25 protein-coding genes and 1 pseudogene are annotated in these 21,418 nt (G+C 59.8%); 15 read left to right on the plus strand and 11 right to left on the minus strand.

Annotation, left to right across the window (positions count from 1 at the left end):
* Window positions 1-27 precede the first annotated feature (27 nt).
* Both HBO41_RS03050 and HBO41_RS03055 read left to right on the plus strand, forming a co-directional pair.
* Window positions 28-786: an SDR family NAD(P)-dependent oxidoreductase gene (locus tag HBO41_RS03050; protein ID WP_169985082.1), complete on the plus strand. Its 759-nt coding sequence runs from the start codon at window positions 28-30 to the stop codon at window positions 784-786.
* Between the two features lie 50 nt (window positions 787-836).
* Window positions 837-1,742 (plus strand): LysR family transcriptional regulator, encoded by a 906-nt coding sequence (locus HBO41_RS03055; protein WP_099550468.1) that lies wholly within the window; start codon window positions 837-839, stop codon window positions 1,740-1,742.
* Here the strand turns inward: HBO41_RS03055 and HBO41_RS03060 are convergent.
* Window positions 1,729-2,169 (minus strand): multidrug/biocide efflux PACE transporter, encoded by a 441-nt coding sequence (locus tag HBO41_RS03060; RefSeq protein WP_017137890.1) that lies wholly within the window; start codon window positions 2,167-2,169, stop codon window positions 1,729-1,731. The genes HBO41_RS03055 and HBO41_RS03060 overlap by 14 nt on opposite strands.
* A gap of 88 nt (window positions 2,170-2,257) precedes the next feature.
* Here HBO41_RS03060 and HBO41_RS03065 point away from each other — a divergent pair, with 88 nt between their 5' ends.
* A complete protein-coding gene (locus HBO41_RS03065) occupies window positions 2,258-3,112 on the plus strand; it encodes a LysR family transcriptional regulator (RefSeq protein ID WP_099550467.1) in 855 nt (284 codons plus the stop codon).
* 123 nt (window positions 3,113-3,235) lie between these two features.
* Here HBO41_RS03065 and HBO41_RS03070 read toward each other — a convergent pair whose 3' ends face one another.
* The 4 genes from HBO41_RS03070 to HBO41_RS03085 are packed head-to-tail and all read right to left on the minus strand — an operon-like array spanning window position 3,236 to window position 5,774.
* A complete protein-coding gene (locus HBO41_RS03070; protein ID WP_017135436.1) occupies window positions 3,236-4,459 on the minus strand; it encodes an RNA polymerase sigma factor in 1,224 nt (407 codons plus the stop codon).
* Window positions 4,456-4,932, minus strand: a complete 477-nt coding sequence (locus tag HBO41_RS03075; RefSeq protein WP_017135435.1) for an SRPBCC family protein — start codon at window positions 4,930-4,932, stop codon at window positions 4,456-4,458. The genes HBO41_RS03070 and HBO41_RS03075 overlap by 4 nt, the downstream gene beginning before the upstream one ends.
* Before the next feature lie 35 nt (window positions 4,933-4,967).
* Window positions 4,968-5,312 (minus strand): YciI family protein, encoded by a 345-nt coding sequence (locus HBO41_RS03080; RefSeq protein WP_017135434.1) that lies wholly within the window; start codon window positions 5,310-5,312, stop codon window positions 4,968-4,970.
* 42 nt (window positions 5,313-5,354) lie between these two features.
* A complete protein-coding gene (locus HBO41_RS03085; protein ID WP_169985084.1) occupies window positions 5,355-5,774 on the minus strand; it encodes a nuclear transport factor 2 family protein in 420 nt (139 codons plus the stop codon).
* 148 nt (window positions 5,775-5,922) lie between these two features.
* On the opposite strand from HBO41_RS03085, the gene HBO41_RS03090 reads away from it, so the two are divergent.
* From HBO41_RS03090 to HBO41_RS03105, 4 genes are read left to right on the plus strand one after another with little or no spacing between them, the layout of a single operon-like run.
* Window positions 5,923-6,441 carry a GNAT family N-acetyltransferase gene (locus HBO41_RS03090; RefSeq protein WP_169985086.1) on the plus strand — a complete coding sequence of 173 codons (519 nt, stop codon included), beginning with the start codon at window positions 5,923-5,925 and terminating at the stop codon, window positions 6,439-6,441.
* Between the two features lie 42 nt (window positions 6,442-6,483).
* Window positions 6,484-6,738, plus strand: coding sequence for a helix-turn-helix domain-containing protein (locus HBO41_RS03095; protein WP_017135431.1), 255 nt, complete (start codon window positions 6,484-6,486; stop codon window positions 6,736-6,738).
* Window positions 6,731-7,939: a type II toxin-antitoxin system HipA family toxin gene (locus HBO41_RS03100; protein ID WP_169985088.1), complete on the plus strand. Its 1,209-nt coding sequence runs from the start codon at window positions 6,731-6,733 to the stop codon at window positions 7,937-7,939. The genes HBO41_RS03095 and HBO41_RS03100 overlap by 8 nt, the downstream gene beginning before the upstream one ends.
* Before the next feature lie 36 nt (window positions 7,940-7,975).
* Window positions 7,976-8,581, plus strand: a complete 606-nt coding sequence (locus HBO41_RS03105) for a pyridoxamine 5'-phosphate oxidase family protein (RefSeq protein ID WP_169985090.1) — start codon at window positions 7,976-7,978, stop codon at window positions 8,579-8,581.
* A 43-nt stretch (window positions 8,582-8,624) separates the two neighbouring features.
* On the opposite strand, the gene HBO41_RS03110 is transcribed toward HBO41_RS03105, so the two are convergent.
* Window positions 8,625-9,107: a GyrI-like domain-containing protein gene (locus tag HBO41_RS03110; protein ID WP_169985092.1), complete on the minus strand. Its 483-nt coding sequence runs from the start codon at window positions 9,105-9,107 to the stop codon at window positions 8,625-8,627.
* A gap of 195 nt (window positions 9,108-9,302) precedes the next feature.
* Here HBO41_RS03110 and alaC point away from each other — a divergent pair, with 195 nt between their 5' ends.
* Window positions 9,303-10,502 carry an alanine transaminase gene (gene alaC, locus HBO41_RS03115; protein ID WP_017135427.1) on the plus strand — a complete coding sequence of 400 codons (1,200 nt, stop codon included), beginning with the start codon at window positions 9,303-9,305 and terminating at the stop codon, window positions 10,500-10,502.
* Between the two features lie 139 nt (window positions 10,503-10,641).
* Here alaC and HBO41_RS03120 read toward each other — a convergent pair whose 3' ends face one another.
* Together HBO41_RS03120 and HBO41_RS03125 are read right to left on the minus strand one after the other, a co-directional pair.
* Window positions 10,642-11,994, minus strand: coding sequence for a GntP family permease (locus HBO41_RS03120; protein ID WP_056859617.1), 1,353 nt, complete (start codon window positions 11,992-11,994; stop codon window positions 10,642-10,644).
* A gap of 84 nt (window positions 11,995-12,078) precedes the next feature.
* Window positions 12,079-12,612, minus strand: a complete 534-nt coding sequence (locus tag HBO41_RS03125; protein WP_169985094.1) for a gluconokinase — start codon at window positions 12,610-12,612, stop codon at window positions 12,079-12,081.
* Window positions 12,613-12,823: 211 nt separating this feature from the next.
* Between HBO41_RS03125 and HBO41_RS03130 the strand changes: the two genes are divergently transcribed.
* The 6 genes from HBO41_RS03130 (at window position 12,824) to HBO41_RS03155 (ending at window position 18,182) form a co-directional block, all read left to right on the plus strand.
* On the plus strand, window positions 12,824-13,855 hold the full coding sequence (locus tag HBO41_RS03130; protein WP_169985274.1) for a LacI family DNA-binding transcriptional regulator: 1,032 nt from the start codon (window positions 12,824-12,826) through the stop codon (window positions 13,853-13,855).
* Window positions 13,856-14,312: 457 nt separating this feature from the next.
* Window positions 14,313-14,546 carry a DUF6124 family protein gene (locus HBO41_RS03135; protein ID WP_017139214.1) on the plus strand — a complete coding sequence of 78 codons (234 nt, stop codon included), beginning with the start codon at window positions 14,313-14,315 and terminating at the stop codon, window positions 14,544-14,546.
* Between the two features lie 189 nt (window positions 14,547-14,735).
* The gene (locus HBO41_RS03140) at window positions 14,736-15,368 is read left to right on the plus strand and encodes a glutathione S-transferase family protein (RefSeq protein ID WP_169985097.1); all 633 of its coding nucleotides are present in this window, start codon (window positions 14,736-14,738) and stop codon (window positions 15,366-15,368) included.
* 14 nt (window positions 15,369-15,382) lie between these two features.
* Window positions 15,383-16,120 carry an NAD(P)-dependent oxidoreductase gene (locus tag HBO41_RS03145; RefSeq protein ID WP_138452085.1) on the plus strand — a complete coding sequence of 246 codons (738 nt, stop codon included), beginning with the start codon at window positions 15,383-15,385 and terminating at the stop codon, window positions 16,118-16,120.
* 9 nt (window positions 16,121-16,129) lie between these two features.
* Window positions 16,130-17,539, plus strand: coding sequence for an MFS transporter (locus tag HBO41_RS03150; protein ID WP_138452086.1), 1,410 nt, complete (start codon window positions 16,130-16,132; stop codon window positions 17,537-17,539).
* A 133-nt stretch (window positions 17,540-17,672) separates the two neighbouring features.
* On the plus strand, window positions 17,673-18,182 hold the full coding sequence (locus HBO41_RS03155) for a hypothetical protein (RefSeq protein ID WP_017139210.1): 510 nt from the start codon (window positions 17,673-17,675) through the stop codon (window positions 18,180-18,182).
* A gap of 143 nt (window positions 18,183-18,325) precedes the next feature.
* Here HBO41_RS03155 and HBO41_RS29755 read toward each other — a convergent pair whose 3' ends face one another.
* The 3 genes and pseudogenes from HBO41_RS29755 to HBO41_RS03165 all read right to left on the minus strand — a co-directional run bounded on the left by HBO41_RS29755 (window position 18,326) and on the right by HBO41_RS03165 (window position 20,682).
* Complete coding sequence (locus HBO41_RS29755; RefSeq protein WP_371318500.1) at window positions 18,326-18,895, minus strand: methyl-accepting chemotaxis protein; 570 nt, start codon at window positions 18,893-18,895, stop codon at window positions 18,326-18,328.
* Window positions 18,869-19,690 (minus strand): annotated as a pseudogene (locus tag HBO41_RS29760) (PAS domain-containing protein); the annotation flags it as partial. The pseudogene HBO41_RS29760 and the gene HBO41_RS29755, both read right to left, overlap by 27 nt.
* A 122-nt stretch (window positions 19,691-19,812) precedes the next feature.
* Window positions 19,813-20,682 carry a LysR family transcriptional regulator gene (locus tag HBO41_RS03165; RefSeq protein WP_169985101.1) on the minus strand — a complete coding sequence of 290 codons (870 nt, stop codon included), beginning with the start codon at window positions 20,680-20,682 and terminating at the stop codon, window positions 19,813-19,815.
* A gap of 96 nt (window positions 20,683-20,778) precedes the next feature.
* Here HBO41_RS03165 and gstA point away from each other — a divergent pair, with 96 nt between their 5' ends.
* A complete protein-coding gene (gstA, locus tag HBO41_RS03170) occupies window positions 20,779-21,381 on the plus strand; it encodes a glutathione transferase GstA (RefSeq protein ID WP_169985103.1) in 603 nt (200 codons plus the stop codon).
* Window positions 21,382-21,418 lie beyond the last annotated feature (37 nt).

Consider the following 21,418-nt stretch of genomic DNA (forward strand, 5'->3'; position numbering starts at 1 on the left):
CCACTGATCACCCATGAGGACTACCGCATGACTCGTAAAATCGCACTCATCACCGGCGCCAGCCGTGGCCTTGGTAAAAGCGCCGCTTTGCACCTTGCCGCACAAGGCGTGGATATCATCGGCACCTACCACAGCGCCGCCACTGAGGCCCAAGCGGTGGTGGCACAGGTTGAAGCACTGGGCGGCCGCGCCGCCATGCTGCAACTGGACGTCAGCCAGAGCGGCAGCTTCGATGCTTTTGTCGGGCAAATCGCTACGGTGCTCAAAGACGTTTTCGCCCAGCAACATTTTAATTTCCTGATCAACAACGCGGGCATCGGCGCTCACGCAAGCTTTGCCGAAACCACCGAAGAGCAGTTCGACAAACTGGTGGCCATTCACTTCAAGGCGCCGTTTTTCCTCACCCAAAAACTGCTGCCGCTGATCAGCGATGGCGGGCGCATCATCAACATCTCCAGCGGCCTGGCGCGGTTCAGCCTGCCGGGCTACGCCGCCTATGCGTCGATGAAAGGCGCCGTGGAAGTGCTGTCGCGTTATCAGGCCAAAGAACTCGGCCCGCGTGGCATCACCGTCAACACCCTGGCACCCGGCGCGATTGCCACCGACTTCAGCGGCGGCGCAGTGCGCGATAACCCACAGGTGAATGCGATGGTGGCCGACAACACCGCCCTGGGCCGTGCCGGTTTGCCGGACGATATTGGCGGCGCGATTTCGATTCTGCTGGCCGATGGTAGCCACTGGATCACCGGGCAGCGTATCGAAGCGTCGGGCGGCATGTTTCTGTAAGCATTCTGCGCTAGCATCAATACCTTCAGATCACTGACGGGCAATCACCGATGAGTTTTGATCCAGGCTTGGCCGGCGGCATGGGCGTATTGGCCGCCGTAGTCGACAGCGGCAGCTTTGCCCGCGCCGCCAACAGCCTGGAGATGACGCCTTCGGGGGTCAGCCGGGCGATTTCCCGCCTGGAAAAACGCCTCGGCATTCGCCTGTTCGACCGCACCACCCGCTCGGTGCAATTGACCGACGAAGGGCGACGTTTCTACCAGCAAATCGCCCCGCTGTTGGCCGGGCTGCAAGAGGCTGCCGATTCGGCGGCCGACAGCGCCCTTACCGTGCGCGGGCGTTTACGGGTGAACATCGACCCGTATTTTTCGCGGCTGGTCCTTGGCCCTGTACTCGGCGACTTCATGCGCCAATACCCGCAACTGCAACTCGACCTGCACACCCGTGACCAACTCGGCGACCTGGTGGCCGACGGCTTTGACTTGGCCATTCGCTTCGGCATCCCACAGTCCTCCTCGCTGATCGCCCGCAAACTGATGGAAGTGCGCGTGCTCACCGTGGCCTCCCCCACTTACCTTGAACAATACGGCCGACCAGCGATCCCGCAAGACCTGGAAACCGGGCATATGTGCCTGGATTTTCGCGACTCGCAAACCGGTCGCCCGTTTGCCTGGGAATTCCACCGGCCCGGCGAGCAAGTGATTGTGCGCACCAGCGGCCGCTTGGTGGTCAACGACGCCAGCACCTTATACAGCGTGTGTGAACACGGGCATGCCGTGGCGCAGATGCTCGACCTCGGCCTGGACTCGGCGATCCAGGCCGGCAGCCTGGTGGAGCTGTTCCCCGATTGGCCGGACGAGCGTTTCCCGTTGTACGCCTATTACCCGTCGCGGCACTTGCCCGCCGCCAAGGTGCGGGCATTTCTGGAGTTTGTGGCCTCGCTCAAGCTTGGCTAGGTACACGGGACTGTACGATTTTTTCCCGCAGCACGTCATAACCCCAGTGGTACACGTAGGTGTACGGCAGGAAGAACAACAGCACGCCGATGTCGAGGATGAAGGCTTCCAGCAGGCTGATCTTCATCAACGCGGCAATTAATGGCACCGCCAGGATGATCAGGCCGCCTTCGAACAACAGCGCATGCACCACGCGGGTCCAGCCGCCGCTGGTCAGTTGCAGGCGGGCTTTGAGACGGTCGAACAGGCTGTTGAAAATGACGTTCCAGCTCAGTGCCAACAGGCTGATGCCCAGGGTCACCGCGCCCATTTCCAGGGCCGGCCGGCCGGTGATCCAGACCAGCAGCGGCGTACAGATCAATAAGGCCAGCCCTTCAAAACCAATGGCCTGGCAAACACGTTCAGTAATCGACTTGGTAGGGTTCATGACCCGGCTCCTTGAGTGACGATGGTTGCCATGATTACCCTTTGACTCGATACTTCATAACTAATAACCATCGATAAAGGCGATAGTCATGGCCTCCAATGAAGTGCTGCAGGCGTTTGTGCAGGCGGCTACCCAAGGCTCGTTTTCGGCGGCGGCGCGCAAGCTGGGTAAAAGCCAGTCCACCGTCAGCGCGGCGGTGGCGAGCCTGGAGATTGATCTGGATGTGGTGCTGTTTGATCGCAGCAGCCGCAAGCCGACGCTTACGCCAGCCGGCCATGTGTTATTGCAACGCGCCGAGCAGGTGCTGGAGGCCAGCAGCCGCCTGGAGTTGGCAGCGAGCCAGTTGTCACAGGGTTTGGAACCCAAGCTGACCATCGCCATGTCCGATACTTACCAGTCCGACCGCTTTGAAATCGCCCTCAAGGCCTTTGAACAGCGCCACCCGGACCTTGAGCTGGAATGCCTGATCGCCGAATGCGAAGACCTGATCGCCCTGGTGCAAAGCGGCCGGGCGCAGATTGCGTTTATCGAAAAACAAGACACTTACCCGCCCGACCTGACCGGCGCGCCGGTCGAAGAACGTACCGAAATTGCCCTGTTCGCGGCGCCCACGCACCCGCTGGCCAAGCTGAAGAACATCCCGGCGCAGACCTTGCAGCAACACCGCGAATTGCGCCTGGCCAGCATCATCAACCCGACTGAAACCCGCCCCAGCGGGCGGGTGTGGTCAGCGCCCAGTTACTTGATGTTGATGGAGATGGCACAGCTGGGGTTTGGCTGGGCACCGATTCCGCGCTGGTTGGTGGAGCGTTTTGGTGGCGACCACTTGGTCGAACTCAAGGCGCGCAGTTGGCCGCGCTCGGTGGCGGTGGATGCGCTCTGGTCAAGGCACCACCCACCGGGGCCGGCGGGGAGTTGGTTGCTGGGCAAGATGCTGGAATGATCCTGTCCAGACACTGAGGTTCCAGGTGGGAGCTGGCTTGCCTGCGATGGCGGTGAGTCAGTCTAGAATCTGGCGACTGACACACCGCTATCGCAGGCAAGCCAGCTCCCACAGTTTTGATTTTCACTGTATGGGAAGTTTGAGTTCGGCGAGGCGGCGTTCGAGGAAGCGTTTTTCTGGGGTTTGCTGGGTGAGTGAGAGCGCTTTTTCATAGGCTTCCCGAGCCTCTTCCACCCGCTCCAACTGCCGACAAAACTCCCCGCGCGCCGAATGCGCCAAGTGATAATCGCGCAACTCCCCACGCTGCAAAATGCCCTCCACCAACTGCAACCCCGCCAATGGCCCCTGCCCCATCGCCACCGCCACAGCGCGGTTCAGCTCGATCACCGGCGACGGCACTTCGCGCAACAACACATCGTAAAGCCCGACAATCTGCAGCCAGTCCGTGTCCTCTGCCTGGGGCGCTTCGGCATGCACCGCCGCGATCGCCGCCTGCAGGCAATACGGGCCAAAACGTCGTGTGTTCAACGCCTGCTCCACCAGTGCGCAGCCTTCAGCAATCAAGGAGGCGTCCCACACTGCGCGGTTCTGTTCATGCAATAACACCAACTCACCGTCGGCCGAGGTGCGCGTTGCTCGGCGCGACTCATGCAGCAGCATCAGCGCCAGCAAGCCCATGACCTCCGGCTCTGGCAGCAACTCCAGCAGCAAACGCCCCAAACGAATGGCTTCGCGGGTCAGGTCTTCGCGGGTGAGGTCGGCGCCCATGGACGCCGAATAGCCTTCGTTGAACACCAGGTAAACCACGCGCAGCACGCTGTCCAGACGCTCGGGCAACGCGTCCAGGGTAGGCACCTGGTAGGGGATTTTTGCTTCGCGGATCTTGCCCTTGGCGCGCACGATGCGCTGGGCGATGGTGGTGGGCGTGGCCAGAAAGGCGCGGGCGATTTCTTCGGTGGTGAGGTCGCAGATCTCACGCAAGGTCAACGCCGCCTGGGCGTCGGGTGCCAACGCCGGGTGGCAGCAGGTGAAGATCAGGCGCAGGCGGTCGTCTTCCACGTCTTCCTCACTCCAGTCAGCCGCTTCCAGCGCGTCGGCCTGCTCCTGCAGTAACGGGGTAAAACGTGCCTGTCGGCGTAGGCGGTCGATGGCTTTGAAGCGGCCGGTGGAGACCAGCCAGGCCCGTGGGTTATCCGGAACGCCGTCTTGCGGCCAGCGCTGCAGCGCAATAAAAAACGCCTCGTGCAGCGCCTCTTCAGCCATGTCGAAATCACCCAGCAGGCGAATCAGCGTCGCCAGTACGCGGCGTGATTCGCTGCGGTAAATCGCCTCGACCTGCGGGGTCAATCGGGCATGCCCTGGGTCACCAAAGCCACCAGGCGGTCGAGGCTCTGGCCCCAGCCGTCATGGAAACCCATGGCTTCGTGGGCCTGCTTGTCAGCTTCGCTCCAATGCATGGCGCGGGCGGTGTACTGGGTCTTGCCGTCGACGGCTTCGAAGGTCACTTCGGCGGTCATGAACGGCTTGCCCGACGGTACCCAGCCCGGCGCAAAGGCATCGGTAAACACCAGCCGGTTCGGCGCCTTGATTTCCAGGAATACGCCGGAGGTCGGGTATTCGGCGCCATCCGGCGCGCGCATCAAGGTACGAAACAGACCACCGACCCACAGGTTCATTTCGCACTCCGGCGTGGTCATGCCGTGTGGCCCCCACCATTGCTGTAACAGCTCGGGCGTGGTCCAGGCGCGAAACACCTTGCTTGGCGGTGCGTCGATCAAACGGCTGATGGACAGTTCAAATTCAGCGGGTTGGGTATTCATGGGTAAACCTCCTTAAAATCTTGTGGTTGTTGTGTTCAGAGATTCAATTCACGCACGGGGCGCACTTCCACACTGCCGACCCGGGCTGCCGGTATGCCGCCCGCCACCTGGATCGCTTCGTTCAGGTCTTTGGCCTCGATCAGGTAAAACCCGGCGAGCTGTTCCTTGGTTTCGGCAAACGGCCCGTCGGTGATCGACAGCTTGCCATTGCGCATGCGCACGGTGGTGGCGGTGCTCACCGACTCCAACGGCTCGGCGGCGAGCATTCGGCCGCTGGCCTGGATGGCCTCGGCGTAGGCAAAACACTCCGGGTCCGCCGGGCTGTCGGGCGAGGTGTGCAACACCTCTTCGTTGCTGTAGATCAGGCAGAGGTATTTCATGGCGGTCTCCGTTTTCGGACTACTGACTATAGTTCGTGGCGGTCAAGGTTTCAGGTCGAACAATGCCGTGCCGCTTTCCATGTCGAAGGGCGCCGACCAGTGCTCATGCACCACCTTCCACTGCCCGTTGATGCGCTGGTAGCCGGCAGTCACGCGCATCCAGCACGCCTTCACCACGCCATCCGGCCCGGCGCCGCCGCAGTGGGCCAGCCAGTGGGCAAACGCGCTGTCGGGCGCCTCAACGATATGCAGCTCATGAAATTCGAAAATGCCCGGGCCAGGGCAATGCTTCATGCATTCGTCCCAATGGGCGCGGTAGGCGGCCTTGCCCTTGAATTGCAGCGCAGTGACAGCGTCGAACGAGACGATATCGTCGGCGTAATAGCTGACAATTTTGTCGATATCACGATCAAGTACGGCTTGTTTCCATTGCTCGATCAGGGTGTTGATTGCAGTGCTCATGGCGATACTCCTGGGGGTTGGAAAATCACAAAGGACACTCCTGGTCGAATGGCCTTGAATGAAATCGACACGCCACTGAAAAATAATTTCGCGTGCATCAAACCCGCTAGAATCCACGCCTCTTTGTAGGATTTCGGATGCGCCCCCGATGGAAACCCGCCTCGTCGCCTATGAGACGCTGAGCCTTGTGCAAAAACAGCACCTCGACACCCTGCAAGTGCACCCCGAGCAACTGGCGTATTCCGGCGATATCTACTGCGCGCTCAACAGCCTGCTGGTCAACCCCAAGCCCGGCGCAATCAAAGGCTTTGCACTACTGGCCGACGAAATGCCCGTGGCCTTCCTGCTGCTCAAACGCCCACCCTGCCTGCCCCATTGGGCCGATGAACACAGCGCCACGCTGCACGCGTTACAGGTGGACCGGCACCAGCAAGGGCACGGGTTTGGCAAAGCGTGTTTACAGGCATTGCCGGCGGCGGCCCTGCAGGCGTGGCCGCAGATCAGGGCGCTGGAGTTGTCGGTGGACACGGACAATGTGGCGGCGATGGGGTTGTATCTGGCGGCTGGGTGGGTGGACAGCGGGGAGGCGTATAAGGGGCGGGTTGGGTATGAGCGCAGGTTGAGTTGGGTGTTTGGTCGGGATGGCATTGACAGCTTAAAAATGTAACGTATATATGACTTAAATAATCAAAAGTAATGAATACGTGACATGGACACTTCTATTATCACCCAACGCTTAGGCCAACAAGTTCGCTCCATGCGCCTCAACCGTGGCTATACACAAGCGGACCTGGCGAAACTTGCGGGCGTTACCCGGCAAAAACTGATCGAAATCGAGAAGGGCAGCCTCTCTGTTTCCATGAATGCCTATGCTCGCGTGATTGCCGCCCTGGGCAGTGAGGTCAAATTAGTGCCAGTGACTCTGCCGACACTTGAAGAGTTAGAGGACTTGTTCAATGAATAGCCCCGCTCTTAGCGTTCATACGCCTCAGGGCGACAGCGGCAGCGTCTTGGTGGGCGCTGATGATTACCTGTTTCGCTACGACGCTAAGGCACAGGCCCAAAGCGCCATCAGCCTTACCATGCCCGTGCGCGCAGAAGAATATCGCCGCCGCGAATTGCATCCAATCTTTCAAATGAATTTGCCCGAAGGCTACGTACTGGAACAATTGCGTAACCGTCTGGCTAAAACGGTAAAAGTGGACCCGATGCTGTTACTGGCCTTATCAGGTAGCAGTGCACCGATTGGCCGGGTTTTCGTGATTTCCGATCAGATAAACGAATTGATCCAACGCAACGGTCCGCCCGCAAACGGAGAGAACCTGGCAGAAATTCTCGCGTGGGATGGAGCAGAAGACCTGTTCGCCGACTTGGTGGACCGTTACATTCTGCGAGCGGGCATTTCTGGCGTACAGCCCAAAGTGCTGGTGCCAGAAAAACCTCAAACTCCCGAGCAAAAATTCACCTCAAAAACCAACGACCTGATTATCAAAAGCGGGCGCGATGAGTTTCCGGGCTTGGCCATCAATGAATACCTGTGCATGTCCATTGCGCGGGATGCAGGCCTGCCCGTGCCGCCGTTTTATCTGTCGCAGAACCATAAGCTATTCATCATGCGGCGCTTTGATCGCGACGCGCAGCTCAACCCGCTGGGTTTCGAAGACATGACCACACTGATGGGCCTGTCTGCCGAACAGAAATACACCAAGAGCTATGCCGCCATCGCCAAGGCTGTACGCGCGTTTTGCTCACCAGAAAACCAACGCAGCTCGTTGGACCAATTGTTCGATAGCGTGGCTTTGAGTTGCATCGTGGGAAATGGCGATGCTCACCTGAAAAACTTCGGTGTGCTCTACAGTGACCCGATTAAATTTGACGCGCGCCTGGCCCCGGCTTACGACATCGTGAATACCACCGCCTATATACCTGAAGACACACTTGCGCTGGATCTGTCCGGCATCAAATCAATGTTTGCCTCACGCTTGGGCATCCTTGAGTTTGCAAGAACCTGCGAAATTGCAGAACCTCAGGCGCGTATTCAGGCGCTGCTTCAAACCCTTGAGGTCGTGCTCAAGCGCGAAGACGAATACTGTCGGTTAGCGCCTGACGTTGCAAAAGCCATTCGACAATCCGCCCAGAGCTACCAGCAGAGCTTCGGTGGCTGAACGCTTCTGTACTCATCCAAGGACAAGGTGGTGAATATGCTGACAACCCTCGAACAACTCGAAACCCTCTACGGCCTCCCCCACGAGCGGGCGGTGCGCAAGGAGATCGCGTTTCTCAACGAGGACTACCAGGCCATGGTGCGGGCGTCGCCCCTGGTGGTGGTGAGTTCATCCGGGCCGGACGGCATTGATGGCTCGCCACGTGGTGATGTGCCGGGGTTTGTACGGATTGTGGATGAGCGCACCCTGGCGATCCCGGACCGGCCGGGCAATAACCGGCTCGACACCCTGCGCAATCTGCTGCAAGACCCACGCATTGCCTTACTGTTCATCATCCCGGGCATTGGCGAGACATTGCGCGTGAACGGCCGCGCACAGATTTCCATCGAGCCCGAGCTGCTGGAGAGTTTTGCGGTGAATGGCAAACCGGCGCGTTCGGTGATTCTGGTGCAGGTGGAGGCCGCATATTTCCACTGCTCCAAAGCCTTTGTGCGCTCGGATTGCTGGAACCCCGAGAAGCACTTGGACCGCTCGGCACTGCCGTCGGCCGGAGCGTTTCACAAGCGGCTCAATGCTGGGCAGTTTGATGCCGAGGCCTATGACCGAGAGATGCCGGAGCGGGTCAAAAACACGCTGTATTGATACGTCTGTCGGCGCCGGCTTGCCGGCGCTGACAGCACCGCCGTCAGCCCTTTTCGCCAACCGGCAGCCAGATCTCCACCGTCCCCGTACCCTTGCGCGCGTCGAAATCGGCGCTGTAGCGTTCGAAATCCGCGCCCATCACCTTGTAGCCCGAGTGCGGCAACCACTCGAACATGATGCGTTCGTAGGTTTGCTCAAGTGCCTGCACCGGCCCGTAATGTGGGAACACGGCATAGTTGAGCGGTGCAATTTCGATGAACTCGAAGTTGCTCGGCACGTCGCTTTTAGTCGGGACTTCAACCCCGGCCATGTAGTCGAATTCGCCATGGTGGGGGTTATGGCACACACCATAGGTCACGCCACCGACGTGCTGCTTGATTTCTTTGCGGCAGGTATCGAACAACTCCCACAACTTTGGGATATCGCCGATGGTGGCCTTTGAATAACGCCCTTGTACCCCAGCGATTACCAAGGCTTTACCGGCTTCCATGCGTGGCTCTAACGGTTGTTTTGTCTGCTGATCCATACGAACAGTCTCCTTCTTATGAGGGAACAAACCCGCATCGAGTATAGGGGCATATCCAGGCTTCACTCCAAGTAGAAATTTTTCCTACACATCTGGACAACTGGCCATCATCGACCGTATTGTCTGCCCCGCAGGCCACCGCAGTGGCCGACGTCGCTCGGACGGTTCCGGGCGCTTACGTACTTCGAGGCAACAATGGCAGACCAAGGTTCGCCGCGCCGCTTTGCGCGCATAGATCGACTCCCCCCTTACGTTTTTAATATCACTGCCGAGCTGAAGATGGCTGCGCGTCGGCGCGGCGAAGACATCATCGACTTGAGCATGGGTAACCCTGACGGCGCCACGCCTCCCCACATCGTGGAAAAAATGGTCACCGTCGCCCAGCGTGAAGATACCCACGGCTACTCCACTTCCAAAGGCATTCCGCGGCTGCGCCGGGCGATTTCGCGCTGGTATAAAGACCGCTACGAAGTGGATATCGACCCGGAAACCGAAGCCATCGTGACCATCGGTTCCAAGGAAGGCCTGGCGCATTTGATGCTGGCCACCCTCGACCAGGGCGACACCGTGCTGGTGCCCAACCCCAGCTACCCGATTCACATCTACGGTGCCGTGATTGCCGGCGCACAGGTGCGTTCGGTGCCGCTGGTGCCGGGCGTGGACTTCTTCGCCGAGCTGGAGCGGGCGATTCGTGGCTCGATCCCCAAGCCGAAAATGATGATTCTGGGCTTCCCGTCCAACCCCACCGCGCAGTGCGTGGAACTGGATTTCTTCGAACGTGTGATCGCCCTGGCCAAGCAGTACGACGTGCTTGTTGTCCACGACCTGGCCTACGCCGACATCGTCTACGACGGCTGGAAAGCGCCGTCGATCATGCAAGTGCCGGGCGCCAAGGACATTGCGGTGGAGTTTTTCACCCTGTCCAAGAGTTACAACATGGCCGGCTGGCGCATCGGCTTTATGGTCGGTAACCCGGAACTGGTCAACGCCCTGGCGCGGATCAAGAGCTACCACGACTACGGCACCTTCACCCCGCTGCAAGTGGCCGCGATTGCGGCGCTGGAAGGTGATCAGCAGTGCGTGAAGGACATTGCCGAGCAGTACCGCCAGCGCCGTAACGTGCTGGTCAAAGGCCTGCATGAGCTGGGTTGGATGGTCGAGAATCCCAAGGCGTCGATGTACGTCTGGGCAAAAATCCCCGAGCAGTATGCCGCCATGGGTTCGCTGGAATTTGCCAAGAAGCTGCTGCTGGAGGCGAAGGTGTGCGTGTCGCCGGGTATCGGCTTTGGTGAGTACGGGGATGATCATGTGCGCTTTGCGCTGATCGAGAACCAGGACCGGATTCGCCAGGCGGTACGCGGGATTCGCGGGATGTTCCGGGCGGATAAAGCCTGATCCTGAACGACCTGAAGAAACCGAATCAATGTGGGAGCTGGCTTGCCTGCGATGGCGATGGTAAATCCAACACCGCCATCGCAGGCAAGCCAGCTCCCACATTTGATTGGGTTACCACATAGGTTTTGTGGTGCGCCTGTTACACCACCAACGACAGCAACATGATAAAGATCAGCGCCACCACCGACAGAATGGTCTCCATCGCCGTCCAGGTCTTGAACGTCTCGACCACGGTCATATTGAAGTACTGCTTCACCAGCCAGAACCCCGCATCGTTGACGTGAGACAACACCAACGAGCCCGCCCCCGTCGCCAACACCAGCAGCTCACGGTTAACGCCTGGAATCATCCCGACCACCGGCACCACAATGCCTGCGCCGGTAATGGTCGCGACCGTCGCGGAGCCTGTGGCCACACGAATCACCGCCGCCACCAGCCACGCCAGCAAAATCGGGTTGATCTGCGCGTTCACCGCCATGTGGCCGATCACGTCGCCCACGCCGCTGGTCACCAGCATCTGCTTGAAACCACCACCGGCGCCGATGATCAGGATGATCGCAGCGGTCGGCGCGAGGCTGGCGTCGAGCAGCTTGAGGATTTGCTTGGAGTGAATGCCCTGGCGATGGCCAAAGGTGTACAGCGACAGCAGCAACGCCAGCAGCAGCGCAGTGATCGGGTGACCGATCATGTCCATCCAGTTGCGGATGGCATGGCCGTCCGGCAGCGCGACGTCGGCGAAGGTTTTGAGCAGCATCAGGAACACCGGCAGCAGCACGGTGATCAGGGTGATGCTGAAGCTAGGCAGGCTTTTTGACTCTGGCTCGCGGGCCAGTTGGTCGACCAGTTCCTGGGACGGGTTGCCCGGAATGTACTTGGCGATAAACGTGCCGAAAATCGGCCCGGCAATGATGGCGGTCGGCAGTGCGACGATCAGGCCGTACAGGATGGTCTTGCCGATGTCTGCGCCAAACACGCCAATGGCCAGCAGCGGGCCAGGGTGCGGTGGCACCAGGCCGTGTACTGCCGAAAGGCCAGCAAGCAGCGGAATGCCGATCTTGATCAGCGACACGCCGGTGCGGCGCGCGACGATAAATACCAGCGGGATCAGCAGTACAAAACCGATCTCGAAGAACAGCGGGATGCCCACCAGGAACGCAGCGAACATCATCGCCCACTGGACTTTGTCTTTGCCGAAGGCACGGATCAGTGTCTGTGCGATCTGATCGGCGCCGCCGGACTCAGCCATCATCTTGCCGAGCATGGTGCCCAGCGCGAGGATAATGCCGACAAAACCAAGCACACCGCCAAAACCGTCCTGGAATGCCTTGATGATCTTGTCCACGGGCATGCCCGAGGTCAGGCCGAGGAAGCCGGCCGCGATGATCAGTGCAATGAACGGGTGCACCTTGAACTGGGTGATCAGAACGATCAACCCGATGATTGTGACCACTGCGTCTAGCAGCAGGTAGGACTCGTGGGACATGCCAAACATGGGGGGTCTCTCCTGTTTGTTGTTGTTATTAAAGCGGGTATTGAATCTTTCGCCGGGGGTAGCGCTACCTTTTCCGGCAAAAAATTAATGAGTAGGTTCAAAGCCGTGTTGCAGCCACCAGGCATTGGTTTGCTTGGCCAAGTCCTCAACGCTGTCTTCGCTGGCATTGAGCGCCAGGGTCAGCGGCTCGCCCACGGGCGATTCGAGGGTGGCGAACTGGCTGTCGATCAGGCTTGCCGGCATGAAATGGCCGGGGCGATGGGACACGCGGTCAGCAGCCACGGCGCGGGTCAGCTCCAGGAACACAAACCCCAGGCCCGGCGCGGCTTCGCGCAGGTGGTCACGGTATTTCTTTTTGAGGGCTGAGCAGGTGAGCACCGGATGCTCGCCCGCTTTGAGCGAGCGGCGCAGTTCATCGCAGAGGATATCGAGCCAGCCGGCGCGGTCGTCGTCGTTGAGGGGGTGGCCGGCGCTCATCTTTTCGATATTGGCGGCAGGGTGAAAGCTGTCGCCTTCAATGGCGGTGGCGCCGTTCAGGCGGCACAGGGCTTCGCTGACGCTGGACTTGCCACAGCCGGAAACACCCATGATGACCAGGGCGGTAACAGGTTGACTCATGAAACACCTCAGGACGCAGATAGCGCTACCTTTGCACGCTGTAAGGCTAGTGCAAAAACAGGCTTTTCCCGCGCCGACTTGTCATTTTTATGGAGTGACGCGTGCATCCTCTCCAACTGTTTGAACAGGATCAGGCAACCCAACGTTCAATAATTTGCAGCCATTTGGAGACAGCGCTACCTTAGTGCCTCGATTTTTGTTTGGCAACAGCCTGATGACCTCCAAGAACGATAAAAAATTGCGCACCACCGGTCGCCCGACCCTCAATGAAGTGGCCCGCCTGGCGGGTGTCAGCCCCATTACCGCCTCCCGCGCACTGCGTGGCGTCAGCACGGTTGCTACCGAGCTGGTGGAAAAAGTGCAACTGGCCGCTGCCGAACTGAATTACGTCGTCAACCCCGCCGCTCGCGCCCTGGCCTCGGCGCAAAGCCATTCGGTGGTGGTCATCGTGCCGTCGCTGTCCAACCTGTTGTTTATCGAAACCCTCGAAGCCATCCACGCAGTGCTACGGCCCAAGGGCTTTGAAGTACTGATCGGCAACTCGCACTATTCGCGTGATGAAGAAGAAAACCTGCTGCGCAACTACATGGCCTACCAGCCACGCGGTTTGCTGCTGACCGGGTTTGATCGCACCGAAAGCGCACGACGGATGGTCGAGGCCAGCAATGTGCCCTGTGTGTACATGATGGATCTGGACCCGAACGCGGGCGTGAATTGCGTGGGGTTTTCGCAATTGAGCGCAGGCGAAACAGCCGCAGCGCATTTGCTCTCCCGTGGGCGCAAGCGCCTGGCGTATATCGGCGCGCAGTTGGACCAGCGCACGTTGCTGCGCGGTGAAGGGTTCCGCCGCGCCCTGCAGCAGGCGGGTATGTACGACCCGGCGCTGGAACTGCTGACGCCACGCCCCTCCTCCGTGGGCTTGGGTGGTGAGTTGTTTTTGCAGCTGCTGGCGGCGCATCCGGACGTGGATGCGATTTTCTTCGGTAACGACGACCTGGCCCAGGGCGCACTGCTGGAGGCCATGCGACACGGCATCAACGTCCCGGAGCGCGTGGCGGTGCTGGGCTTTAACGACTTGCCGGCATCGTCTTTTATGGTGCCGCGTTTGAGCAGCATCAGCACGCCACGGGAAGCGATCGGGCGGCGCTCGGCGGAGCATTTGTTGACGATCATGGCAGGCAACAAGATTGCCAAGCCGGTGGTGGACATGGGGTTTGAGTTGCAGGTGCGCGAAAGCACGTAACTTTCAAAGCCCAAACACAATCAAACTGTGGGAGCTGGCTTGCCTGCGATGGCGGTAGACCTGTCGGCACATCGTTGCCTGACACACCGCTATCGCAGGCAAGCCAGCTCCCACATTTTTTTACCGTGCTCGCTTGAGATGTAGGAAGGCTGTAGGACGCGGCTGACATTGCCGTAAGCGCCTTGCCCGGTTGCCTACGCTTACGTCAGAATCCGCCGGCTTGTGCGCTTGGGGGGTGGTCTCTAAGGTGGGTCGGTCACTGAATTTCTCGGTGATCGGGTTTAGTAGCCCGAACTTCCCAACACAATATGCACAAGCCAATTATGGCGGCTGTGCGTAGGGCGCCTTCGGGCGCGCCGGGTTTGTGTGGGATTACCGGTCTACTAACCTGCGCACAGCTGCCACCCAACTTGTTTAGTAGCGATGCGGGTGTTGGCACAAACCAGGTACTTCAACCATGCAAAGCGTCAATCCCCCAACTACGCTCTTCACTCTCACACCCGACATACCCATCGAATCCCTACTGATCAACAGCTACGAAACCGTGTGCTCCGTCAGCACCTTGTTGCTCGACCTGTCCAATGACCTCACCGGCAAACACCGCGACGTGGCACTCGCCATTCATCAACTGAGCGAGTTGTCAGTGCTGATGGTAGGCAAAGCCATGGACCAGCAAACACCACGCACCTAAAGCCTTACTCGGTTAAAAATGTGGGAGCTGGCTTGCCTGCGATGGCGGTAGACCTGTCGGCACATCATTGCCCGACATACCGCTATCGCAGGCAAGCCAGCTCCCACATGTTGTCCGTGCCCACTTAAGATATCGCCGTAAAGTCCTGCCCCTGCTAGATTGACCGCTCGCCATCGTCAGGGAAGCACCATGGGACACTCACTGAAAATCCTCGGCCGCACGTCCTCCATCAACGTGCGCAAAGTGCTCTGGACCTGCCAGGAACTGGGCATCGACTACGTACGTGAAGACTGGGGCATCGGCTTCAAGCCCACCCAGTCAGCCGAATTCCTGGCCCTGAACCCCAACGCCCAGGTGCCGGTGCTGATCGACGACCACGGTGTGTTGTGGGAATCCAACACCATCTGCCGCTACCTGATCGGCCTCTACCAACGCACCGACCTGCTCCCCGCCGAACCCGCGCCACGTGCGCGGGTCGAGCAATGGGTGGACTGGCAAGCCGTGGAACTCAACCGCGCCTGGGGCGACGCCTTCACCGCGCTGGTGCGCAACAACCCCGACGGCCTCGACACAACGCAGATTGCCGCCGCCGTGCAGCGCTGGAATGACAAGATGGGCCTGCTGGAACAACAGTTGGCCAAAACCTGCGCCTATGTGGCCGGAGATGAATTCACCCTCGCCGATATCCTGATCGGCCTCTCGGTGCACCGTTGGCAGAACACGCCCATGGAGCGCCCGCCCTACCCTGCCATTGCGGCGTATTACCAACGCCTGAGCCAACGCCAGGGCTTCAAGACCTTCGCCCTCGACGGCCATCACTAAAACAAGGACTCACTGTGAAAGGACTCAACGTACTGCTTACCGGCGCCTGCGGCAGAATCGGCAAGACATTTTTCGAAGCCTCAAAAGAGCGCTACCGCTTCACCCTCACGGACCGCATCGCGCCGGCGTTCGACCTGGGCGAGCACCGTTTTGTCCATGCCGACCTCAGCGACAAAGCCAGCCTGGCTGCGCTGCTTGATGGCATCGACGTGGTCGTGCACCTGTCGGGCATCCCCCACGCCAGCGCGTCGTTCGACGAGTTGCTACCGAACAATATCCTTGCTACGACTTACCTGTTCGAAGCCGCCGTGGCCGCCGGCGTGAAGCGTTTGGTATTCGCCAGCAGCGCACAAACCATCGAAGGCTACCCGGTAGACCGGCAGATCACGCCCGGCATGCAGGTAATGCCCGCCAACCTGTATGGCGTGAGCAAATGCTACGGCGAGGCGTTGTGCGGCTACTACGCAGCCAAGACGCCACTGTCGACCATTGCCCTGCGCATCGGCGCCTTTGAGTTCCCCGAAACCCACGACCTCAACAACGCCCGCGACCTCAGCGCCTGGCTCAGCCCACGGGACGCGGTGCAATTGCTGCAACGCTCGGTGGAGGCCGAGGGCGTGAAGCACCTGATCGCCCATGGCATTTCCAATAACCGTTTCAAGCGCCTGGACCTGAGCGAAACCACGCGGGTGTTGGGTTACCATCCGGTCGATGATGCATTCCAAGCATTTGAAATCCCGATTACTTATTGAGTTCTGCCCATGCCTGCACTCTCCACCGCCGACGGCATCGACCCGATCCGTGCTGCCCACATCAGCGCGCGCATTGACCGCCTGCCCGCCGTCGCCACCGTCTGGCGCCTGGTGGCGCTGCTGTCGATCGGTGGTTTTTTTGAGCTGTATGACCTGTTCCAGACCGCCTATATCAGCCCCGGCTTGATCAGCGACGGTATTTTCCACACCGGCAGCGAGGGCGTGTTCGGCTTCTCGGACCAGGCCGCGTTCGCCTCGGCAACCTTTCTGGGCCTATTCCTCGGCGCCAGCCTGCTCAGCCCTATCGCCGACCGTTTCGGGCGCCGGGCGATCTTTACCTTTGCGTTGATCTGGTACACGGTCGCCACGGTGTTGATGGGCATTCAAACCTCGGCGCTGGGCATTATCGGCATGCGTTTTCTGGTGGGTATTGGCCTGGGGATCGAGCTGGTAACCATCGACGCCTACCTGTCGGAACTGGTGCCCAAGCGCATGCGCAGTTCAGCGTTCGCCTTTGCGTTTTTCATCCAGTTTCTGTCGGTGCCGGCGGTAGCATTGATGTCGTGGTGGCTGGTGCCCCAGGCGCCATTCGGGGTGTCCGGCTGGCGCTGGGTGGTGCTCAGCAGTGCAGTGTTTGCGCTGTTTATCTGGCAACTGCGCAAGCGCCTGCCGGAATCACCGCGCTGGCTGGCGCAAAAAGGTCGCTTTGATGAAGCCGGGCAGATCATGGACAACCTGGAGGCGCGCTGCCAAAAGGATCACGGCAAACCGCTGGAAGAACCTGAACCGCAGGCCGTCAGCGTGCAAGGCAGCGGCCGTTTTGCCGATATCTGGCAACCGCCGTACCGGCGCCGTGCGTTGATGCTGATTGTGTTTCACGTGTTCCAGGCTATCGGCTTTTTCGGCTTCGGCAATTGGTTGCCGGCGTTGCTGTCGGGCCAGGGCGTGAGCGTGACCCACAGCCTGATGTACGCCTTTATCATCACCCTCGCCTACCCGCTGGGCCCGTTGTTGTTTGTAAAAGTGGCCAACCGTTTCGAAAATAAATGGCAGATTGTCGGCTCAGCCATGGGCGCAATGATCTTCGGCAGCCTGTTCGCCCTGCAAACCACGGCGGTGGGGCTGGTGATCTGCGGGGTGATGATCACCTTCTGCAACGCCTGGCTGAGCTTCAGTTATCACTCGTACCAGAGCGAGTTGTTCCCGACCAATATCCGCGCACGGGCGGTGGGGTTCTGCTATTCGTTCAGCCGCTTGTCCACGGTGTTCAGCAGCTTGTTGATCGGTTTTATCCTGGAGCACCTGGGCACGCCGGGCGTGCTGGCGTTTATTGCCAGCAGCATGTTGATTGTGATGATCACCATCAGTTGGTTCGGGCCGCGCACGCGCAATTTGGCGTTGGAGAATATTGCGCACTGACGGCAACAGTTGGCCGCCTGCGGGACAATGATTGCCGCGACGCCCGCGCCATCCCCAACAAAACCGGGGGTGGTGCACTCGGCATGCTATTTGCTCCAGCTGTCGCACCGAACATTTCCACAGGTGACCGATCATGCTGGTTAATAACAACGCCCAAGCCGTATCGACCGTGCAACAGCTCAAGCGTCCCGACATGGACCCGGCCAACGCTGCCGCCAGCACGCTTTACAGTGGTGCCCTGCAAGCGGCGCAGCAAAGTGTGACCGTGCCGGCCGCGCAGAAGGACCTGGACAAAGCCAACGACCGCATCGACGAAGCCTTCGCCAAGACCCGAGTGCAGCTGCAAGCCACCACCGCCGCCCCTACCGCATCGACGGATGTGCCGGCAGCCGGTTCGAGCACCAGCACCGCACGCGCCGACTTCACCGACTACATGAACAAATCCCCCGCCGAACGCATCCGCGAGCAGTTGCTCAAGGAGCAGGGTTTGACCGAGGCGCAAGTGCAAGCAATGCCGCAGGAAAAACAGGACGCGATTGCCAAGCAAGTGGCTGAACGCGTGAAGCAGCAGCAAGATCAGCAGGTAGCGGCGAAGGCCACTGATCCGGCGCAGGCGGTTAAAGAAACCCTGGCCGCGATCTGACCGACACCACTGATGATCGGATGATCGTTCCCACGCTCCGCGTGGGAATGCAGCCAAGGACGCTCCGCGTCCCAAGAGCGGACGCGGAGCGTCCAGTGAGGCATTCCCACGCGGAGCGTGGGAACGATCTTGAGCCCCCAGCCTTACTGCAGTTGCAACGTTGAGTTGAACTGGCTGATCGCATCCACCACATGCCGCGAGCCTTCCTGAATCTCCAGGATCACCTGCCCCGCTTCATTCGCCAATTCCACACCCAGCCCAGTACGGCTCAGGCTCGACTGCATGCTCGACACCGCGCTCAGCGACAGGTCGTGGTTCTTGCGCACTACATCCACAATCTCCACTGTCGCCTGACTGGTGCGTGCGGCAAGGCTGCGCACTTCATCGGCCACCACCGCAAAACCACGCCCATGCTCACCCGCCCGCGCCGCTTCAATGGCTGCGTTAAGCGCGAGCATATTGGTCTGCTCGGCAATGCTGCGGATGGTCTGCACGATGGAGCCGATGATGTCCGATTGCTTGCTCACCGCATCGATACTCTGGGCCGCCTGATTCAAGTCGCTGGAAATCTCTTCAATGATCTGCACGGTTTGCTGCACCACCTCCGAACCTTTGCGCGCACAGGCATCGTTTTGTACCGAGGTGGCATGCGCCGAATCGGCGGCGGTGCGCAGGGTGGTGACCTGGTCGGTGATGTCACTGGCGAATTTCACCACTTTGTACAGGCGCCCGTTGGTGTCGAAAATCGGGTTGTAGGACGCTTCCAGAAACAGGGTCTTGCCGGATTTGTTCTTACGCTCGAAGCGATGGGAATGATATTCCCCACGGTTGAGCGAGGCCCAGAACGCCTTGTAGGCCGGCGACTCAACCTCGGCACGGTGGCAGAACATGCTGTGGTGCTGGCCGATGATTTCTTCGCGTGAGTACTGCACGGTGCGCAGGAAATTGTCGTTGGCGTTGAAAATCTGGCCCTGGGGCGTGAACTCGATCACCGCCATTGAACGGCTGATGGCGTCGATCAGGCTCTGGTTCTCGTGTTCATGATGGACCCGCGCCGAAATATCCGAAGCCACTTTGATCACGCTCTGCACCTGGTTGTTGCTGTCGAGCACCGGCATATAACTGGCTTCGAGCCACACTTCTTCGCCACGCTTGTTCAGGCGCATAAAGGTGCCGCTGAGGGCTTCGCCCCGCGCCAGGTCACGCCATAGCTTGGTGTAGGCCTCGGTGTGGGTGTAGGCATCCTCGCAAAAAATGCGGTGATGCTTGCCGCGAATTTCCTCCACGTTGTAGCCCATGGCTTGGCAGAAGTTGTCGTTGGCATCGAGGATGATGCCGTTGCGGTCGAACTCGATCATTGCCATGGAACGGCTGATGGCGGCGAGTTTGGCGTTGGCTTCGGTGAGGGCACAGGAGAAACGTTCGATTTCTTGCAGGTCGGATTTGTGATGGCGGTTGAACATGGTCAGATCACCCTTGATTCCCGGCGCCTGAAAGGCGCATTCCATTCATTTTTTGGATAGTGCTGGCTAACCTTCATGGGGAAATAACCATCCGAAACGCTTTATATGCCAAACGTCATCAACGGTTCTGGGTGAGCATAGACAGGGCTTGGCGCTATGCAAGGCCACTAGTCAGCCAGCATTTTTAACAATGCGCTTGCCGCGGCTGAAGGCGGCCGGGCGGGCGAGCCGACTAAGGCAAATTCGCGATACAGCGGGACGGTCAGCGGCATCACGCGCAAGCCATTGCGCTTTACCGGCAAGGCCATTTCAGGTACCAGCGTGACGCCGACGCCTTCGCGTACCAGGCTGTAGGCGCTGTTCCACTCGCGTACTTCCACGCGAATATCGCGCAGGGTAAGCCCCGCAGCGCCCGCCAAGCTGCGGGCACTGGCGGTGCAACCGCCGGTGGCAAGTACAAAGGGTTGCTCCAGCAGTTCCTCAAACGACACGCTGGCGTTGGCCGGGCGCTGCGCCAAGGGATGATCGGTCGGCAACACGGCCATCCAGCAATCTCGCCCCAATACGCTGGCGTTGCGCTCGGGCCTGGGGTTGAGCACCACGCCCAGGTCGATCAGGCCGGCGTCAAGCAAGGTGAGCACTTCGCTGTCCGTGACATCCAGCGTGGTCACTTCAATACCGGGGTTCAGCTGACGAAAACGCTGCAGCAGCGGCGTCAGAAAAGTCGCCATCACCATCGGGAAACTGGCGATGCGAATACTCCCACGCAGCAGCGGCCGAGCGTCGTCGACCGTTGTACGAATCGCCTGCAACGCCCCCATCATCACGCGCGCTTGTTCGATCACACTCAACCCGAGCGCGGTGGGCAAGGTCTTGCGCGGCTCGCGCGTGAACAATTGCGCCCCCAAAGTCGCCTCCATGTTGGCCATGGCCTGGCTGGCGGCGGACTGGGTCATGCCCACTTGCTCGGCAGCCGCCGTAATGCTGCCTTGATCGGCCACGGCCACCAGCAAGCGCCAGTGCATCAGGTTCATCATGGCAGTAGCTGTCCTTATGGGTGGGGTCTGAAGGTTTAATTTTACCCACGGTGCCATGCCCGTGAGACTGGCGCAAATTCAACCGAGTAGCCCCACATGAAATTGTATTTCTCCCCGAATGCCTGTTCCCTCGCCCCCCATATCGTGCTGCGCGAATTGGCGCTGCCGTTCGACTTGGTAAGGGTCGATAACAAGGCCAAAACCACTGCCGATGGCGCAGACTTCCTGCAAATAAACCCCAAGGGCTATGTGGCGGCGCTGCAACTGGATAACGGCCAGGTGCTGACCGAAGCCAGTGCGATCCTGCAATACCTGGCCGACCTGAAACCCGCCGCCCGGTTGGCCCCGGCCAATGGCAGTTGGGAGCGTGTGCGTTTGCAGGAATGGCTGAACTTCATCGCCAGCGAGATTCACGGCGGGCTGGGGATTTTCTTCAACCCGGCGATCCAAGGCGAAGTGCGAGCCACGTTTGTGGCCAAGTTGTTCAAGCGCTTTGAGTTTCTGGTGCAGACGCTGGAGCGTCAGGATTATTTGCTGGGCGAGCAGTACTCGGTAGCGGATGCGTATTTGTTTGTGCTGCTGCGCTGGGCGGCGGTTCATGACATTGATCTGCAGCCGTGGCCGGCACTGACGGCGTTTCAACAACGCGTTGGCGCACGGCCTGCCGTGACTGCGGCGCTGGCCGCTGAAAATCCATGACCTGAAATGCAATCCACTGTGGGAGCTGGCTTGCCTG

The sequence above is a fragment of the Pseudomonas sp. WS 5146 genome (assembly GCF_012985495.1).
Taxonomy (GTDB): domain Bacteria; phylum Pseudomonadota; class Gammaproteobacteria; order Pseudomonadales; family Pseudomonadaceae; genus Aquipseudomonas; species Aquipseudomonas edaphica.

Bases quoted from the DNA above. Each gene is read 5' to 3' on its own strand.
- HBO41_RS03050 (WP_169985082.1), top strand. From the start codon at position 28: ATGACTCGTAAAATCGCACTCATCACCGGCGCCAGCCGTGGCCTTGGT.
- HBO41_RS03055 (WP_099550468.1), top strand. From the start codon at position 837: ATGAGTTTTGATCCAGGCTTGGCCGGCGGCATGGGCGTATTGGCCGCC.
- HBO41_RS03060 (WP_017137890.1), bottom strand. From the start codon at position 2,169: ATGAACCCTACCAAGTCGATTACTGAACGTGTTTGCCAGGCCATTGGT.
- HBO41_RS03065 (WP_099550467.1), top strand. From the start codon at position 2,258: ATGGCCTCCAATGAAGTGCTGCAGGCGTTTGTGCAGGCGGCTACCCAA.
- HBO41_RS03075 (WP_017135435.1), bottom strand. From the start codon at position 4,932: ATGAATACCCAACCCGCTGAATTTGAACTGTCCATCAGCCGTTTGATC.
- HBO41_RS03080 (WP_017135434.1), bottom strand. From the start codon at position 5,312: ATGAAATACCTCTGCCTGATCTACAGCAACGAAGAGGTGTTGCACACC.
- HBO41_RS03085 (WP_169985084.1), bottom strand. From the start codon at position 5,774: ATGAGCACTGCAATCAACACCCTGATCGAGCAATGGAAACAAGCCGTA.
- HBO41_RS03090 (WP_169985086.1), top strand. From the start codon at position 5,923: ATGGAAACCCGCCTCGTCGCCTATGAGACGCTGAGCCTTGTGCAAAAA.
- HBO41_RS03095 (WP_017135431.1), top strand. From the start codon at position 6,484: ATGGACACTTCTATTATCACCCAACGCTTAGGCCAACAAGTTCGCTCC.
- HBO41_RS03100 (WP_169985088.1), top strand. From the start codon at position 6,731: ATGAATAGCCCCGCTCTTAGCGTTCATACGCCTCAGGGCGACAGCGGC.
- HBO41_RS03105 (WP_169985090.1), top strand. From the start codon at position 7,976: ATGCTGACAACCCTCGAACAACTCGAAACCCTCTACGGCCTCCCCCAC.
- HBO41_RS03110 (WP_169985092.1), bottom strand. From the start codon at position 9,107: ATGGATCAGCAGACAAAACAACCGTTAGAGCCACGCATGGAAGCCGGT.
- alaC (WP_017135427.1), top strand. From the start codon at position 9,303: ATGGCAGACCAAGGTTCGCCGCGCCGCTTTGCGCGCATAGATCGACTC.
- HBO41_RS03120 (WP_056859617.1), bottom strand. From the start codon at position 11,994: ATGTTTGGCATGTCCCACGAGTCCTACCTGCTGCTAGACGCAGTGGTC.
- HBO41_RS03125 (WP_169985094.1), bottom strand. From the start codon at position 12,612: ATGAGTCAACCTGTTACCGCCCTGGTCATCATGGGTGTTTCCGGCTGT.
- HBO41_RS03135 (WP_017139214.1), top strand. From the start codon at position 14,313: ATGCAAAGCGTCAATCCCCCAACTACGCTCTTCACTCTCACACCCGAC.
- HBO41_RS03140 (WP_169985097.1), top strand. From the start codon at position 14,736: ATGGGACACTCACTGAAAATCCTCGGCCGCACGTCCTCCATCAACGTG.
- HBO41_RS03150 (WP_138452086.1), top strand. From the start codon at position 16,130: ATGCCTGCACTCTCCACCGCCGACGGCATCGACCCGATCCGTGCTGCC.
- HBO41_RS03155 (WP_017139210.1), top strand. From the start codon at position 17,673: ATGCTGGTTAATAACAACGCCCAAGCCGTATCGACCGTGCAACAGCTC.
- HBO41_RS03165 (WP_169985101.1), bottom strand. From the start codon at position 20,682: ATGATGAACCTGATGCACTGGCGCTTGCTGGTGGCCGTGGCCGATCAA.
- gstA (WP_169985103.1), top strand. From the start codon at position 20,779: ATGAAATTGTATTTCTCCCCGAATGCCTGTTCCCTCGCCCCCCATATC.